The sequence below is a fragment of the Dasania marina DSM 21967 genome, assembly GCF_000373485.1.
In the GTDB taxonomy this organism is placed as follows: domain Bacteria; phylum Pseudomonadota; class Gammaproteobacteria; order Pseudomonadales; family Dasaniaceae; genus Dasania; species Dasania marina.
In genome coordinates this window covers 1-17038 of record NZ_KB891585.1, presented here as the reverse complement: position 1 = coordinate 17038, position 17038 = coordinate 1, and the positions used below count along the sequence as shown (strand labels likewise).

Here is a 17038-nt window from a genome sequence, read left to right as displayed (position 1 = left end):
TAACCCTAAAACAACACCTATAACCGCGCTTAAAAAATACCCATAGACAATGCGGCGGCAAAGGTCGCCCCCAATTCTTCACACCGGCTTAAACCACTCTCACTAACTTGGCCTTTAACAATTACCGGATCAGCGACTTTACGCAGCGGATAACCTTTAGCAATACGCTCGATCTGCCTAACAGCACCACTGCCATCGTTACCTGCGCTAATAAAACAGCCGTAAGGGATATTCAATTGATAAGGCTCTAAGGGGTAAAAAGTTCTATCTAAAAAATCTTTTAAGCCCCCAGATAAATAACCAAAGTTCTCTGGTGAGCCAAAGATTACCGCATCGCAAGCCTGTAAATCGGCCACACCCGCTTCCATAGCCGGCAGTAAGCTCACCTCAGCGTCGGCACTAGCGCCCTTTAATACCGCCTGCGCCAACTGTGCGGTATTACCGGATTGACTATGATAAACAATCAGAATTTTTTTCATTTGCTTTTGCCTATTAAACGCTCACCCCAACGCAGGCCGGCCGCCCAATACCCTCTAAAGGGATAAAACAGGCACAACGCCAAACTATCAGCCAACAAATCCAGCCAGGAGAATAATCGATAGCCGGTAAAAAACTGCAACACCTCTATCAACAAGCCAAAGGCGATAAGCAGCATTACCTTGCAGCGCCAGTAGGCCCATAAAGGATAGGCGCTATCAATCAGCGCAGCCAATACAAAAAAAGCTAATAAGTGATTGGTTTTATCCCAGCCGGTACTGATAAAATCCTCATCTAAGGACAATAAGGATAGCGACAGCACTGTGACAGCAGTAAAGTAAAAAACTATTCTATAGCAAAGCAACATAAGCCCTATCTCTAAAAAATATGCGTTATCATAGCAAAACGCGCAGCGACCCAGGAGTAAATCCTATGCAGTATTTACACAGCATGGTTAGAGTAAAAGATTTAGACGTCAGTTTGGATTTTTACTGCAATAAACTCAATATGATAGAAGTTAAACGTACCGATCACGAACAAGGTCGTTTTACCCTAATTTTTCTAGCAGCGTCGGGTGATGCCGCCTTAGCCACACAGGAACATAGACCCTGCCTAGAACTCACCTATAACTGGGATAGCGAGGACTACGACAAGGGCCGCAACTTTGGTCACCTAGCCTACGCCGTGGATGATATTTACCAAACCTGCCAACAACTACTAGAGCTAGGCGTGACCATTAACCGCCCGCCTCGCGATGGTTATATGGCGTTTATTCTATCTCCCGACGGCATTTCTATAGAGCTACTACAAAAAGGTGAACAGCAGCAACCGCAAGAACCTTGGCTCTCCATGCCCAACCAAGGGCAATGGTAAACTAAACATAGCGCCTACGCATAAACTCCGCAGGGCGCTAAACACGTAGTTTTATTGGTGTTATTACAGATCAGAGAAAAACTCTATAGTGCGTGACAATATGGATCTATCCTCACCCAGATAAACCTCTTTATAGTAACTCACCCTATAAACTTTAGGATCAACGTCACAATAAATCATCGCCTTGCGATAATCATTAAGACTGCCCACATCCACTCTTAGCACCACAAAAAAAACGCCCTGTTCATGCTTATAGCGGGTAGAAATATCATCCATAGCATAGCGCTGCAGGGATGCGCCCAATTGCGTCTGTGCCTCTTGCACACAGTACTGATAGGCATCAGACATATTCAGCGGTGAGCGATAATAATCCCTAAGTAAACTACTGGCATTATCAGATACATTGCTTGCCGGCTCATCATCAGCAAAATAATAACTGGCCGCACAAGAAATAAAAATAATCGCGAATAAAAAAATCAACGCCCTATCTTTTGTATAGGCCGATAAACACCAGCCCTTTAGCGCTAACAACATCGCTGCTCTTCCATTAAAACAAATACCACCACGGTTCTTTTAACGATTCCTCACAAGCACTGAGCTGTCCATTATAGCGCCGCGCCCTAGCAGAGACTTTTTTTGCCACCACTTTTAACCAGCCTTTATTTTTAAAGGTACGCCGATTAAACCCTCCTTGACCTTCATGATAGGCCAGATACAAATGGTAGGTATCATCGCGCTTAATATTACAGCGCTGCATACTGACACTGTTATACCAGCCGATAAAATCGATGGCATCGTCAAAATCATCCCTATCAGCACCGTAATTACCGCTGCCACGCTGATAGTCCTCCCAAGTGCCATCTTTGGCCTGCGAATAACCGTAGGCGCTAGAGGCTCTAAACCAAGGAATAATACCTAACAACCATTCTCTTGGTGGCTGCGCCTTAGCGCGAAAGCGCGACTCCTGATGCATCATCGCCATCATCGTGCCTATAGATGAACCCCAGTTCTCTCTAGCATCAGCAGCATCTTCATACCAATCATCTTTTTCACGAAATATTTCACAGACATTATCGAGGTTTTTAGGTGGTGCAGTAGTACAGCCAGTCAGAAATAACAAACCGGTGAGTAAACTCAGAATAGCAATGCGGGCTGTCATAGTAAGCCTATAGCTTTATTATTGTTGGTATTGGGCGAGTAAGGATAAAAACATTTTTTCATCTAAAATTTCAACACCCAGCTCCTGCGCCTTGGCTAACTTTGAGCCCGCTCCCGGCCCCGCCACCACGCAATGGGTTTTTTTAGAGACACTGCCAGCGACCTTGGCACCTAAATCTTGCAAACGCTGCTTGGCATCGGATCTATCCATAGTTTCCAAACTACCCGTTACCACATAGGTTAAGCCCTTAAGCGGTAATTCGGCCTCCGACTTCACTTTTATGTCGGGCCACGTAATACCACAAGCTTGCAGGCTTTCTAATAATTCTTGGCTGTGAGGCGCGTGAAAAAAATCATACACATGCTGCGCTCCCACCGGCCCTACATCGGCCACACTTAATAACGACTCAACGTCAGCTTGTTGCAGGGCTGATAAATTACCGTAGTGCTGCGCCAAGTTGCTGGCAGTAGCTTCACCGACTTCTCGTATGCCCAGCGAAAATAAAAATTTCGCAAAGGTCGTTTGCTTAGAGGCCTCTAAGGCTGCGACTAAGTTGTTAGCTGATTTTTCTGCCATACGCTCTAAGGTGCATAGCTTTTCTACTTCTAAGGTATACAAATCGGCGACTGATTTTATCAAGCCTTCATCTACCAGTTGCTCTACCAGCTTATCGCCTAAGCCATCGACATCCATAGCCTTGCGCGAGGCAAAGTGCTTAATCGATTCTTTCACCTGCGCGCCACAAATTGCCGCACCGGTGCAGCGGCTAATCGCCTCACCTTCTACCCGCTCTATGGGTGATTCACACACCGGGCAGCTTTCAGGGAACACAATCAAGCTCGCATCGTCAGGCCTGCGCTCTAATACCACCTTCACCACTTTCGGAATCACATCACCGGCTCTGCGCACGATTACGGTATCGTTAATGCGTACATCTAAGCGCGCTATTTCATCGCGGTTATGCAAGGTGGCATTACTCACCGTTACGCCGCCGACAAATACCGGCTCTAGTCTAGCCACTGGCGTAATCGCGCCGGTGCGGCCTACTTGAAAATCCACGCCTAACAAGCGGGTGATTTCTTCTTCGGCGGGAAACTTATGGGCTATAGCCCAGCGCGGTGCCCGCGACACAAAACCCAATTGTTTTTGCAGCTCTACATCGTCGACTTTAAAGACGATGCCGTCTATGTCGTAACTAAGTTCGGGGCGTTTTGCTAATAGGTAGTCGTGGTATTCCAAGCAGGCAGCGACACCGCTAACCACACGCATTTCGGGATTAATACGAAAACCCCAGCGTTGGCATTGCTTTAATATTTCGCTGTGCTTGTCAGCAATTTGCAGTGGCTGACCGTCGCTATCGGTAATCAAACCATAGCCGTAGCAGCACATTTCCAAATGACGCTGAGCGGCTATTTTGGGATCTAACTGACGCAAGGTGCCGGCAGCAGCATTGCGCGGATTGGCAAAGGGCTTTTCATCTGCCGCCAAGGCACGTTCGTTATACGCTTCAAAGCTGCGCTTGGGCATATAGATTTCGCCGCGCACTTCTAATATGGCTGGGTAATCGTCACCGACCAGCTTTAAGGGTATGGACGCGATGGTACGTACATTATGAGTAATGTCTTCACCGACATTGCCATCACCGCGGGTGGCACCGCGCTGCAACACACCGTCTTTATATAATAGGCTAATTGCTATGCCGTCGAGTTTGGGTTCGCAGACGTACGATAGCGCTTGCGGTTCATCCAAGCGTGACAATAAACGTTTTTCAAACTCACGCATGTCATCGGCGTTAAAAGCATTATCCAACGATAACATGGGCAGTTCATGCTGCACTTGTTTAAAGGCCGCTAAAGGCTCGGCGCCCACCCGCTGGGTGGGCGAATCGGCACTGATCAATAGCGGATGCTCTGACTCCAGCGCTTGCAACTCACGCATTAGCCTATCGTATTCCGCATCGGGAACACGGGCATCGTCTAAAACATAGTAGTGGTAGTTGTGTTGATTAATGCTTTGGCGTAGCAGCGCGATACGCTGCTCGGGAGTAGAACTCATCGACATAGTAAGCCGTAATAATAGAGGAACTGTACGCCCTTAGGCATGGGTTAATTGCTTGCGCTCGATTTCGCGTATGCGATTACGGCAATGCTCTAGGGTTTGCCCCGTCATCACGCTACGGGTTTCATCACGCAATTCGCCGTTGAGGTTTTTTGCCAAGCACTGGGCGGTTTCTACCATATAGTCAAAGGCCTGTATGGGCTTTTGCGGACCAGGCACTTTTACAAAAAAGCAGACACCTGGAGTAGAAAACTGCTCGATATTATCTAAATCAAAAATTCCAGGCTCTACACTATTCACTATACTGAACTGTACTGGGCCTATGCCACTAGCACTTTCATAACGGTGAAAAATATTCATATCGCCAAAACGGCAATCGCAGGCCAATAAAATATGCAGCAAATCAGCGCCTTTAAAAGGCTTACCTTTGGCCATGACATTAATGATAATGACTTCTTCCGGGCCTAGGTTGCGGTTAGCCTGATCGCTGTCATCAGCGGGCATAACATCTAGCTCTTGCTGTTGCGGCTTATTGCTGGCAAAAAGGGGATCATTGTCGTCGTCATAGCTATTGTCATCATTACCCTCATAGACAGGCTCTAACGACTCTTGCTCTTGCGCTGCCACTTCATAGTCAGCTTCGGGCTCAGCCTCAAATTCAGGGCCTAGCTCAGAACCTAATTCAGAATCTAATTCAGAGCCTAGTTCAGATTCAGTGTCGAGTTCGGTCACAGATTCAAATGCATCCCCCGCCAGCACTTCTTCATCGCTAAAGTCGGTGGCACTGATCGATTCCATCAGCATAGGCACATCCTCATCCAGCTGTAGGTCATCGTCAGCATACGCAGGCTTAGCCATAGCGTCACCGGGTTTACGCGGTATCACTCTAGGGCCGCCTAAAACTTCTTTATTAACCGGCTCATCAATATCGCCACTGGAGTTAACGAAGTTTTTATTTAACGACATGCGTATTTTGCCACGCCGGTCATTACGCATGCGGCGAAAACCATCAAAAAGGACTACCGCAATTAGCAGTATGCCAACAATTATCATCCAGTCGCGTACACCGAGCTCCATTGCTGTTTTACCCTTTTACCTTTATCAAAGAATATTGTTGTTAATAATGTTATCAATAATGCGTATTGCTATAAGGCAGCCAGTTCGGCGGCCTCATCTACATCTACCGTTACCAGACGCGAAACCCCTGGCTCGTGCATGGTAACACCTAATAATTGTTCTGCCATTTCCATGGCAATTTTATTATGGGTTATGTAGATAAACTGTACAGACTTGGACATTTCTTTTACCAAACGAGCATAGCGGCCTACGTTGGCATCATCAAGTGGTGCATCCACCTCATCCAGCATACAGAATGGCGCTGGGTTGAGGCGGAAGATAGAAAATACCAAGGCGATGGCGGTGAGTGCTTTTTCACCACCCGATAATAAATGTATGGTGCTGTTACGCTTGCCCGGTGGCCGCGCCATAATAGCGATACCGGTATCGAGCAAATCATCGCCAGTCATTTCTAAATAAGCGGTACCGCCACCAAACACTTTCGGGAACAACTCTTGCAAACCAACATTGACGGTATCGAAGGTATCTTTAAAACGTTGACGCGTTTCTTTATCAATTTTGGCAATGGCGTTTTCTAAGGTTTGCAGCGCTTCCATCAAATCATCATTTTGCGCATCTAAATAGACCTTACGCTCAGACTGCGATTTGTAGTCGTCTATCGCCGCCATATTGATATTACCCAAACGGGCAATTTTTCGACCTAAAGAGTCTAGCTCTTCACGCCAAGCTGGCTCGCTAGCCTCTTCGGGCAAGTTGGCCAACACGTTTTCTAAATCAAACTGGGTGGCAATCAACTGCTCTTCTAAAGCGCGACGGCTAACCTGCAAACCCTGCACATTCACCCGCAGTGATTCCAGCTCCGAACGCACGATTTGCGCGCGCTGCTCTACCGCACTGCGGCCCTGCTCGGCTTGGCGCAAGGCATGCTCAAACTCATCAACTTTAGCGCGCTCGGTAGTTAACTCTTCCTCTACCATTAAGCGGCCTTCCAACTGTGCCTCCAGCTCCATTTTCAATTCTTCTATGGGCTCGTCGGCACCTTCTATACCTTCTTGTAAGGTGGCCCGGCGCTCTTCTAACTGTTCCACTTGGCTGCGGGTGCGCTCTATATTTTGATTCATAGAGTCTAATTGCGCGCGCAGCGATTGATAGCGCATGGCCAACTGATGGGCCGAATCTTTATCGTGCCTAGCACTTTGCCTAGCTTGGTCTAGTTTGCTGCGGCTTTCATCGCGCACCGCCAATAGACGTTCACGCTCATTGGCATCTTGCTCCATAGCCTCTATGGCTTCTTGCAAAATAATACGCGCTTCGCCTAAGCCTTCTTGCTCAACTTGGAATTGCTCACGGCTTTCGGTGAGCTCACTATTAATGCGCTCGCGGCGCACGCTAATTTGCTCTACCTGCACCTGCTTACCACTTAACTCTGAGCGCAGCTCGGTATGTTTTTTGTTGACGTCTTGCAAATCGCGCTGCAATTGCTCGCGCAAAGTTTCAGCGGTTTTTAAGGCGTCGCGGCCAGTGCTGATTTCAGTTTCTAGCGCGTCTACTTTGATTTCTAACTCGGCAATGTCGGCGCTCAACGACTCTAACTCTTGCTGGCGGTTTAGCACACCGGCTTGGGCATCGCTGTCTTTGGCAACCCGCAACCAGTTGGGGCCTATCCATAAACCTTCGGCAGTTACCACCGACTCATGAGCCTCTAACTTATTGCGCAAGGCTAACGCAGCGGGTAAATCATCGGCCACGTATACACCGGCCAATAAGCTGGCCGCTTGCGTGCCCTCTACCTTACTGGCTAGGGTATCGGCCACGGCGCTGCCGTTGTGAAGGCTGGCGGTAGCTGTGTCTAATAAAGTAATGCTGCCTTTTTGTAGCTGCGCAGTTAAAGCGGCGATAGCATCTAGGCCATCGACACACACCGCTTGCAGATGCTCACCTAACACGGCCTCTACCGCTGTTTCCCAACCGCTGGCAACTTTAATATTCTCGGCCAACCTAGCCTGACCGGCCAAGCTATTTTTGCTTAGCCATTCATTGATAGCACCGCCCTGCTGACCCAAAGCTGCTTGCTGCAGCGCTTCTAAGGAGGCCTGCCTACCGCGTAGGCTTTGAAATTTGTTGCGCGCTACATCCAGCGCTGAGCTGCTTTCGTTATTGCTATCGCGCTGCTCGTTAATAAGCTCGGCTTGTTCGTCTATGCGCTGCTGTTGCTCTTCCAGCTGCATATCCAGTTCGGCTTGCTGCTCAGCCAAAAGATTAATTTCATCCTCTACCGGGCCAGCGCTAAGGCCTTGCTGTTCATGCTCTAACTTTTCCACCCTATCCTGCATACGGCTGAGCACTTGCTCAAATTGCTGTATGCGCGACTGCTGCACTTCGGCGCGCTGGCGCGGTTGGCTGGCCTCTAGGTTGAACTCATCCCACTGCTGCTGCCATTGCTGCATGGCTTCTTCGGCGGTTTGTAGCGTTTCGGCGGTTTCCTCTTCGGAGGCTTGCGCCATCTCTAGCTCGGGCTCAATTTGCTCTAGCTCTTCAGACCAGCGCGACATATTTTGGTTATCAGACTGTAAATGCGACTGCGCTTGCTGGTAGTTTTGTTCGGTTTGCTGCAAGTCATCACGCAACTGACGGCTGCGATCTTGCTGGTGTTTAATGCTTTGCTCTAAGCGAGTCACTTCACCGCCCAAGGTGTAAAAACGGGCCTGTACCTCGTTAAAAGTATCCATAGCTTCGGTGTGGGCATCACGGTATTTTTCTATGCTGGCATCAATGGCGCGTTGCTCGGCAATCACCGCCTCTAGTTTGACCTCTGCATCGCGTATCGCCTGCTCGCGCTTTTTAACGTCGCCATCTAGGCACTGCCATTGCAGCGCCTGCAATTGCGCGGTGTATACCCGCTCTTCTTTTTTCAGCTCGGCGTAGCGTTCGGCGGCTTGGGCCTGACGCTTTAAGGTTTCTAGCTGGCGCTCCATCTCATCGCGCAAGTCAGTCAAGCGCTCCAAGTTTTCCATGGTACGGCGCATGCGGTTTTCGGTTTCGCGGCGGCGCTCTTTGTATTTGGAAATGCCAGCAGCTTCTTCGATGAATACCCGCAGCTCTTCGGGCTTGGACTCAATCAAGCGCGAGATCATACCCTGTTCGATAATAGAGTAACTACGTGGGCCCAAGCCGGTGCCTAAAAAGATATCGGTAATGTCGCGGCGGCGGCATTTAGCGCCGTTTAAAAAGTAATCAGAAACCGCTTCACGGGTCACTCGGCGCTTAATCGCTATTTCGCCAAAGCGGGAGTACTCACCACCCAAGGTGCCGTCGCTATTATCAAACACCAATTCAATAGTAGCCTGGCCTACGGGCTTGCGGTTAACCGAGCCGTTAAAAATAACGTCGGTCATGTTTTCGCCACGTAGGTTTTTGGCCGAGCTTTCACCCATTACCCAACGTACCGCATCGATAATATTCGATTTACCACAGCCATTAGGACCAACCACGCAGCCCAGATTGCTAGGAAAGTTTACAGTTGTAGGGTCAACGAAGGATTTGAACCCCGCCAGCTTGATAGATTTAAGTCGCATATTACTTTAGCTTATTCAGATAACGTCTTGTATTTATTATATTTTTTACAATATAACAACAGTGCCAGCGGCAACGCCCGCACAGCGTAAAATTAGTGGCCAGTGTAATGCTTTTAGCGCCTAAGCTCTACGTTGAAATACAGGTTTTTTGGGATTTTTGTAACACTAGACTATGGGTTGAAATACAGGCAAATAGAACAATTAACAAGCAGCCGATATGACTGGGCTGCCTCGACCTAAACTCACCACCAAACAGGCAGCAGGCTAGCCAGCACACACCAAAGCAGCACATACAGCGGCGAGAGTCGCCACAGGGCTAATTGCGCAAAACCAACAGCGACTATAACGACATCCAGCCCCGTGATAATGCTAGAGGTGACTATAGGGTCATAAAGCGCCGCCGCCAAAACACCCACCACCACCGCATTAACACCGGCTACCGCATTGGCCGCCAGTGGGTTATGGGCAATGCTCTGCCACACAGGCAGCGCTGCCGCCAACAAAAGAAAGCCCGGCAGAAAGATGAAAAACACCGCTGTGAGTACCCCCAACCATGGCCCGTAAGTAGTGGGGATTATAGCGCCCAGATAAGCCGCAAAGGAAAATAGCGGGCCCGGTACAGCCTGCGCCGCACCATAACCCGCCAAAAAGGCTTCGCTAGTTAGCCAGCCACTGGCCACCACCGACTCCTCCAGCAGCGGCAACACCACATGGCCACCACCAAACACCATAGCGCCAGCGTTATAAAACGCCTGTGTCAACGAGTAAAGGCCAAGTTCACTGGGCGCCCAAGCCAAAATAAATAGCAGCGATAAAAACACCGCGAACAGCGTTAAGCCCAGCCCCCTGCCATAGGGCAGCCGAATTTCAGCCCCGCTCTCAGCGCTAACCTCATCGCCAGTCACACGACAAAAAAGCATACCCGCAACCGCGCCCGCCACGATAACCACAATCTGAGCCCAAGATGTATCCAACAACAACAAAACACTAGCCGCCAACAGGGCCAAACTCTGTCTATAAAGATCCGAGCACAACTTTTTCGCCATGGCCAGCACCGCATCGGCCACCACCACACAGGCTAGCAACTTAAGGCCGTGTATCGCCAACTCAGCCACCGGCCCCGACAAAACCGGCAGCGCATAAACAAAAGCCAGCAGCAACAACACCGATGGCAGTGTAAACGCCAGAAACGCCGCGACAGCACCCAGCCACCCCGCCCGTAACAAGCCCAGAGCAAAACCCAGCTGGCTGCTAGCCGGACCAGGGATAAATTGGCAAATCGCCAATAGCTGACTGAACTGCGCCTCTCCCACCCAGCCCCGCCGCACTATTAACTCTTTACGAAAATAAGCAATATGCGCCACCGGCCCACCAAAAGACGTCAAGCCTAAAATAAGAAAAGTTTTAAAGACTTCAGCAACACTACCTTGGCTAGCGCTTAATGATTCGTTGGCCTGCATACTGTAAACATCTCAGAAAGCTAAAGTTTTATGTGTGAGTAATAATCCGCATTGTAAACTCGATATCAGTAACAGCTGTATACCATAATCACGTGAGATTAGTATTACGCGGCTTAGAAAAACACAGAACATTAACGGCGACACTCCTACGCCTATACAGCGTCATGCTTGGCAGTACAGCTTAGTATTTAATATTGCCGCCAAAACATACAACGCCTCTTCTATCAAGACACCTACATAATTGCCTACAGAATTACCTGTGCTGCTCTTTACCCATTATGACCTTGTCCGTATATTCTCCACACCTTGTGCCGCCCTAGTAGACTTTTTTAAAACAAAAAAAAGCCCGCATCTGGCGAGGCGGGCTTTGGTTATATTGAAGTAATTGTTTTAGGGTGCGGGCTGAGTAACCGTGTTCATATCTAAAGTTACTGCGGTCTGTGATAGCAGCCTGCCATTAACAGAAGCACTGGTATTGACGGTAATGCCTTTTATTGCGAGCACTACACCTTCAAAGTGTGCCGTGGTATCCAGTGCGACACCGGTACCGCCACCTACCTGCCAAAATACGTTTTTGGCTAGCGCTCCGCCTGTCAAGAAAACACTTGTAGCACTTGCCTGAATAAGGTCACCCGATATTTGAAAAATCCAAACATCGTTCGCACTACCATTAAGCGTTACATCGGTGTTAATCAAAACATCGGTACCCCACTTATAAAGACCTGGCACCAAGGTGCGACCACTAATATCACCCGCATATAACTCGGTAAAATCAGGCGTTGTTCTTCCCGCCGCATCGGTATAGGCAGTTTCCATATCGAGTACCGCATTAGCAACTAAGGTGTTATCGGATGCTGAACCCGCAAAACAACCTACAGCGCCACTACCGGTATAAGCATTGTCTGCACCATAGATAGTACCGGTAATTTCCGTACAAAATACATTGTCCATCGCCGCAGCGGTAATAGGGCTTGCGCCTATATTACCGGTAATAGCAGAGGTATGAACATTAGTAATGCCCGTTTTAGTCAGCACCACAAAATCCCCAGCCGTTCTCAGTTTAATAGGGCCAGGGCCTTCAGCAATTTCAGTACCCGTCGTGAAAGTCCAGCTATAGTTTGCTGCCAGCGCATTTGCCGCAAGGTCAGTAACCGCCGTGGTAAAAGTAACGGTATAAAGTGTGCTAGGGGCTAGCTGATCATCAGGAGTGAAACTTACCAATCTGTCTTGGTAGCTTACAGAGCCAGTAACGACAACGGCACCGCCGTTTGTAGTCAATTTAAAACTGTCACTGTTAACACTTGCTGGTTGTAGATCTTCACTAAAAACAGCAGTAATACTGTGATTGAGTGCAAACCCCGTTGCAGCATTTTGTGGGTCAGTAGAAACTACTGTTGGCGCAGTTGAATCAACGGTAGTGCCACTAGTAAAACTCCAAACGTAATCGCTGGTCAACCCTACAGATGACGCGCTAGTTACCGCGGTAGTGAGAGTCGCAGTGTATAAAGTACTGCTGCTGAAATTACTACCTGGGCTAAAACTCGCCGTCTTACTTCCGGCATCATAGCTTACCGTACCTGTGAGCGCGGGTTCGTCTGCACCCTGCACAGTAAAACTTAACGTATCAATACTGTTTGCGTCCATCACCTTGTCAAAGCTGGCAACCACTCTGCTGTTTAGCGCAACCGACGTTGCAGAGTCAGCAGGGGCTGTTGAGCTAACCGTAGGTGCAGTATAGGTAACCGTACCACCGTGGTTACTGTTACTACCTCCGCAGCCGACTAATAAAGTACTGAGAATGAATGTCGTCAACCATATTTTTCTATTTCCAAATCTGGCTATTGTCTTCATTATTTATATCCATTAAAAGAGCTCATCGTAGAAAAAACGAGCTGCAATTTTTTTGACGATAAGAGCTTTACTCTTATCTGAGGACTATATATTCGTATTCACCTGGCGTTTCTTTATGCCACAAGAGAGCTGTTGTTTTAATTACGAGTAAGGTGCGAATTTTTAGCATTTGTTTCGTCTATAAGCAGGCCTTAGACGGGAGGGCAGATGCCATTATGCGCCAAATAACAACAAATAGGTGGGTCATATTAAAAGTGGAAGTACTTTCAACCAATTAACTAAGCACGTTAAATAGATACCGAAATGCAAATAAGACTACTATATAGCCATATAGTCTCTCTTATAAAAAATATTTAAGTGAAAAAAAACAGTTAATATTTTTTTAAAATAATTGAATAAAAATCATTAATAACTTCCAAAACAATCACTTTTCGAGAAAAATAGACTAATTCATACCTCACATTTTACACCTGAAATATTTCATAGAATCTCGTAACTTCGTTAAATTATAGCGATTCACCGTATTGTGACGCAGATCTCATTGAGCTATGAAAAATTCAGAGTAAGTCGATTAAAATAAAAACTGACATGAATAACTTAAAACTATCTTGTCAAGGCCCTTAAAAGTAATCAACCGAATTCACCAACCCCTGCAATTCTTAAATTCCAGCTTAACGGTATCGCCACAGCCTCATTCGGGTAAGTTGATACACAATCATCGCCAATAAAATCAAACCACAACCTAGCCATTGGTTTGCCGCTAAGGTTTCCGACATAAAATAAGCACCTAGAATAGTTACCCAAACGGGCTCTAATATCATTACCATACCGGCATTGTTGGCAGTACTTATGCTCAGCGCATAGGTTTGCAGGCTAAAGCGCAGTAGCGAAGCGATTAAGGCGCTGGCTAATACCCAGCCCCAAATACCTAGGCTCCAATTGAAAGTTACGGGTTCAGTATAAAATGCCGCCATAAGAGCAACGATGCCGACAGTAGCCATTTGTATTGCGGCTAATGTTAGGGCTGGCATTTTTGCCGCGTGAACCGTAGTAACAACAAATTGCAGCGCAAAAAATATCGCCCCTAGTAGCAAATAAAGTTGCGATACCTCTAAGTGGATTTCACCTTGCAGTGTGAGAGCCGCAAGCCCTAATACCGCCAGTAACATAGGCAATAGTAGCTGCTTAGAAATTCGATGGCCGTAAACAACCCGCCCCATTAAAGGGATAAATATTACCGCTAGGCTAGAAATAAATGCGGCCTCACCGAGGTGAGTGCTATGAAATAAACCCTGAATCCATAACAGTAAGGCTATGGCAAAGAGCACACCGGTTTTAATAGCAGACCACCAATGCTGCCTACCGAGTAACATTAAGCGTCGTCGATAAAACAGCATCAACAAACAGGCCGCCATGAGAAAGCGAATAGCAATAAAGAGAAAGGGTGGCACTACCGCTAAAGCGTTTTTGGAGAAAATCCAACCTGCAGCAGCAATTAAAGTAACTAGCACCAGTAATAAATCACCACGAAGGCGATCAGACATTGGGTTCTCCTTGTACTGGCTTTAGGCTAGAGGGCCGTACGGTATTTATAAGCGATTGAGAGCTCCATTATAAAGCAATAGCTAGGCCTAGACTGTACGCAAATCTGCTTATTACACCTCAAAAATGTAAGACAAGGTAAGAGTAGGCAGCCATAAACCAGAAGCCCGCTATCAAGCGTCTATAATGACAGCCACCCCAAGCAAGCTCCTATCATGACAGCCAGCCCAAGGGTTGATCACTTTATTCAACCCTTTAGCATGGCCCTCTTTTCAGCACAGTTAGTAATCAGCTCATCCCACCAGTAATTTAACAACAGCCTCAGCAACCGCATGAGCGCTAGCAGGATTTTGCCCGGTGATTACCCTATCGTCCTCAATAACAAACACGTTCCAAGGTTGAACCTTGCTATAACGAGCAGCATTACGCGCCAGAGACTCTTCCAGCAAAAAGGGAATATCGCCTATGGTGCCGTAATCTATTTCTTCTTCACGGGTGAAACCGGTAACGGATTTATTAGCAAGTAGCTTTTCGCCCGTACTAAGGGTAATGGGTAACAGCCCTGCTGGGCCGTGACAAACCGACGATAGGATACCGCCCTTTTCATAATGGCTAGCACTGAGCTGGGCAAAATCCTTATTGCTGACTAGGTCAGATAACAAACCAAAGCCACCGGGATAATACACAGCGTCATAGTCATCGATATTGATTTGAGAAACCGGGATAGTATTGTTAATACGGTTTTGAAATTCGCTGCTATTTACAATGGCTTCGTTTACGGCGTCACCCTCAATATCAGTCCCATAAACAGGCGCTTTGCCACCTTTAATAGAAGCGATGTCGTAACCCAAGCCTGCGTCTAAAAACACCTGCAAGGCATGGCTAAGCTCGGGAGCATAGGTGCCGTTAGCCTGGTCGGTTTCGCCTAATGTTGCGTGGTTGGTAACTGGAATCAGTATTTTTTTCATGATGCTTACCCTGTAGTGATGAATTGAGTGTCTTTTCTTACGCTTACAATCATCTTAGTGACATACACTTATGGCAACAATACGGTAATATGACAAATTACTATTGCCAAACAGCAACAATAAGAGCTTATGGATAATTTTGAAGGCATACTAGAATTTGTCGCCGTGGCGGAAAGCCAGGGTTTCTCAGCCGCAGCCAAACAAATGGGCTGCAGCACCAGCCATGTCAGCCGGCAGGTTTCACGGCTTGAGGCGCGCCTAGGCAGTGCCTTACTGGCCCGTACCACACGCAGCGTAAGCCTGACTCAGGCCGGGCTAGCTTACTATAAGCAATGCCGCGATTTAGTGGACGGCCTGCAACAAGCCAACGAACAACTCAACTCCCAACAAGTTCAGCTAAACGGCACATTACGGGTAAGCGCGGCAGGCACCTTTGCCGAGGAATATGTCATCCCAGCATTAATAACATTTGCACAGCAGCACCCAGAGCTAACCGTCGATATCGACTTTAACAGTCGCAAAGTCAATTTTGTTGAAGACGGCATCGACTTTGCCATTCGCTACGGCAAATTAGAAGATTCTGGGCTGGTAGCACGAAAACTATTAGACCGCCCATTAATGGCGGTAGCCAGCGCAGAGTATTTACAGCACCACGGCAGCCCTACTCGCCCAGAGCAGTTAAAAAACCACAACTGTATCATTTCAAATAACAACCACTGGCAGTTTGAACATGAAGGCATTACCCAAGAGGTAAAAGTTAACGGCCGCTGGAAAAGTAATAACGCACACGCAGTTATTAGCGCATCCAAACAACACCTAGGCATTGCCTATATGCCAAAAATTAATTTTTTACAGTCGGTAAAAATGGGAGAACTCAGCCCTATATTAGAGCCCTATTGGAGCCGAGGCTCTGGCAGCTGGTTGGTCTATCAAAATCGACGCTTTCTGCCTATGCGTGCTCGCTTGGCCGTCGATTATTTGTTGAAACACTTTGAGGGATGGGAGGAATAGGTCGTAGGCTGGCTTGGGTTATTGGTTTATTTTTAGGGTGGGTGTCTTATTAACATGCCGTACAAGCTGAACACAAAGCTATTAATATAATAACTACAAATTTCATATATACCCTCTAGTGAAAAATATAACGCCCCGCTAAACGGCGAGCATTAGCGAGTCCGGTGGAGGCCATGCTTTTTTGTGGCCGGAACGAATTTGAGCGGCTTGTTATGTGTTTGTTTTGATTTGAACAAGGTACTCATCCCATAATGCGACACATTCTTTTGCTAACTCTAACGCATCAAGTGTTTTTTTATTACTCATAATTCGATATTTGCATTTCATAATACTTGCCTCATCGCCATATCTTGAGGTGTATCTTTCTCGCCCACTTACATGCGGCTGATCTTCAGTTCGAGTTGCACGTGTTAGCTGGCAATGCTTTGACCCATTTGCCAAATCAGCACATATACTTAATGCTCTGTTTTTATCTATATATTTATCTATTTCTTTCGAACTTACACCACGATTACTCAGGTGAATAATCCAATCCCTGACATGGTAGCAATGAATGAAAAAAGATATGACGTCATCGTCGTAATATTTTTTATTGCTACCTCGCAACAATGGTGTCCCTTCATATATTGCTTCAATTCTTTGAAGATACCTTTTCACTATTTCAAGTTGTTCCAAGGTTTTTAATCCTCTGTCACATAACGAGCTTGTAGAAAAACGTTTCGGGAAAAATCGTCTGTCCATAGCTCTCTTCTATTGGTTTTATGGGATGATTCTAGACTGTGTAGAAACCACCCACATCTATTTGACATAATGCCATATTATGCGCAGTCAGCGCGTATTAGTTGCCCTTTAGGCCACCTTTTGGGCTCTTTCTTTTTCCATTTCACCGTAACGCATCACCTTTTCGATATTGTGTACCATGCAGAATAAACGCCATTGGCCCTGCACCTTGGCTTTGCTGCGCAACGAGAAGCGGTTGAGTCCTTT

14 protein-coding genes are annotated in these 17038 nt (G+C 47.2%); 2 read left to right on the top strand and 12 right to left on the bottom strand.

Annotated elements, in window-relative coordinates; all coding sequences use genetic code 11:
* Positions 1-29: 29 nt before the first annotated feature.
* Together B067_RS0109605 and B067_RS20060 are read right to left on the bottom strand one after the other, a co-directional pair.
* A complete protein-coding gene (locus tag B067_RS0109605; protein WP_019529866.1) occupies positions 30-479 on the bottom strand; it encodes a flavodoxin family protein in 450 nt (149 codons plus the stop codon).
* Positions 476-844 carry a VanZ family protein gene (locus B067_RS20060; protein ID WP_019529865.1) on the bottom strand — a complete coding sequence of 123 codons (369 nt, stop codon included), beginning with the start codon at positions 842-844 and terminating at the stop codon, positions 476-478. The genes B067_RS0109605 and B067_RS20060 overlap by 4 nt, the downstream gene beginning before the upstream one ends.
* Before the next feature lie 65 nt (positions 845-909).
* Between B067_RS20060 and B067_RS0109595 the strand changes: the two genes are divergently transcribed.
* Positions 910-1350, top strand: coding sequence for a lactoylglutathione lyase (locus B067_RS0109595; protein WP_026244552.1), 441 nt, complete (start codon positions 910-912; stop codon positions 1348-1350).
* 63 nt (positions 1351-1413) lie between these two features.
* Here B067_RS0109595 and B067_RS0109590 read toward each other — a convergent pair whose 3' ends face one another.
* The 9 genes from B067_RS0109590 to B067_RS0109550 form a co-directional block, all read right to left on the bottom strand.
* The gene (locus B067_RS0109590) at positions 1414-1884 is read right to left on the bottom strand and encodes a hypothetical protein (protein WP_019529863.1); all 471 of its coding nucleotides are present in this window, start codon (positions 1882-1884) and stop codon (positions 1414-1416) included.
* Between the two features lie 13 nt (positions 1885-1897).
* A complete protein-coding gene (locus tag B067_RS0109585; protein WP_019529862.1) occupies positions 1898-2509 on the bottom strand; it encodes a transglycosylase SLT domain-containing protein in 612 nt (203 codons plus the stop codon).
* Between the two features lie 18 nt (positions 2510-2527).
* Entirely contained in the window at positions 2528-4564 is a 2037-nt protein-coding gene (ligA, locus tag B067_RS0109580; RefSeq protein WP_019529861.1) for an NAD-dependent DNA ligase LigA, read from the bottom strand.
* A 39-nt stretch (positions 4565-4603) separates the two neighbouring features.
* Positions 4604-5644 (bottom strand): cell division protein ZipA, encoded by a 1041-nt coding sequence (gene zipA / locus B067_RS0109575; RefSeq protein ID WP_019529860.1) that lies wholly within the window; start codon positions 5642-5644, stop codon positions 4604-4606.
* 68 nt (positions 5645-5712) lie between these two features.
* The gene (gene smc, locus B067_RS0109570; protein WP_019529859.1) at positions 5713-9219 is read right to left on the bottom strand and encodes a chromosome segregation protein SMC; all 3507 of its coding nucleotides are present in this window, start codon (positions 9217-9219) and stop codon (positions 5713-5715) included.
* Positions 9220-9461: 242 nt separating this feature from the next.
* Positions 9462-10679 (bottom strand): chromate efflux transporter, encoded by a 1218-nt coding sequence (gene chrA, locus B067_RS0109565; RefSeq protein ID WP_019529858.1) that lies wholly within the window; start codon positions 10677-10679, stop codon positions 9462-9464.
* 390 nt (positions 10680-11069) lie between these two features.
* Positions 11070-12491 (bottom strand): ice-binding family protein, encoded by a 1422-nt coding sequence (locus B067_RS0109560; protein WP_205619962.1) that lies wholly within the window; start codon positions 12489-12491, stop codon positions 11070-11072.
* A 710-nt stretch (positions 12492-13201) separates the two neighbouring features.
* Positions 13202-14074 carry a DMT family transporter gene (locus tag B067_RS0109555; RefSeq protein WP_019529856.1) on the bottom strand — a complete coding sequence of 291 codons (873 nt, stop codon included), beginning with the start codon at positions 14072-14074 and terminating at the stop codon, positions 13202-13204.
* Positions 14075-14365: 291 nt separating this feature from the next.
* On the bottom strand, positions 14366-15040 hold the full coding sequence (locus tag B067_RS0109550) for a type 1 glutamine amidotransferase domain-containing protein (protein ID WP_019529855.1): 675 nt from the start codon (positions 15038-15040) through the stop codon (positions 14366-14368).
* Positions 15041-15169: 129 nt separating this feature from the next.
* On the opposite strand from B067_RS0109550, the gene B067_RS0109545 reads away from it, so the two are divergent.
* The gene (locus B067_RS0109545) at positions 15170-16051 is read left to right on the top strand and encodes a LysR family transcriptional regulator (protein ID WP_019529854.1); all 882 of its coding nucleotides are present in this window, start codon (positions 15170-15172) and stop codon (positions 16049-16051) included.
* Positions 16052-16261: 210 nt separating this feature from the next.
* Here B067_RS0109545 and B067_RS20055 read toward each other — a convergent pair whose 3' ends face one another.
* Positions 16262-16792, bottom strand: coding sequence for a hypothetical protein (locus B067_RS20055; protein WP_020700296.1), 531 nt, complete (start codon positions 16790-16792; stop codon positions 16262-16264).
* Between the last annotated feature and the right edge of the window lie 246 nt (positions 16793-17038).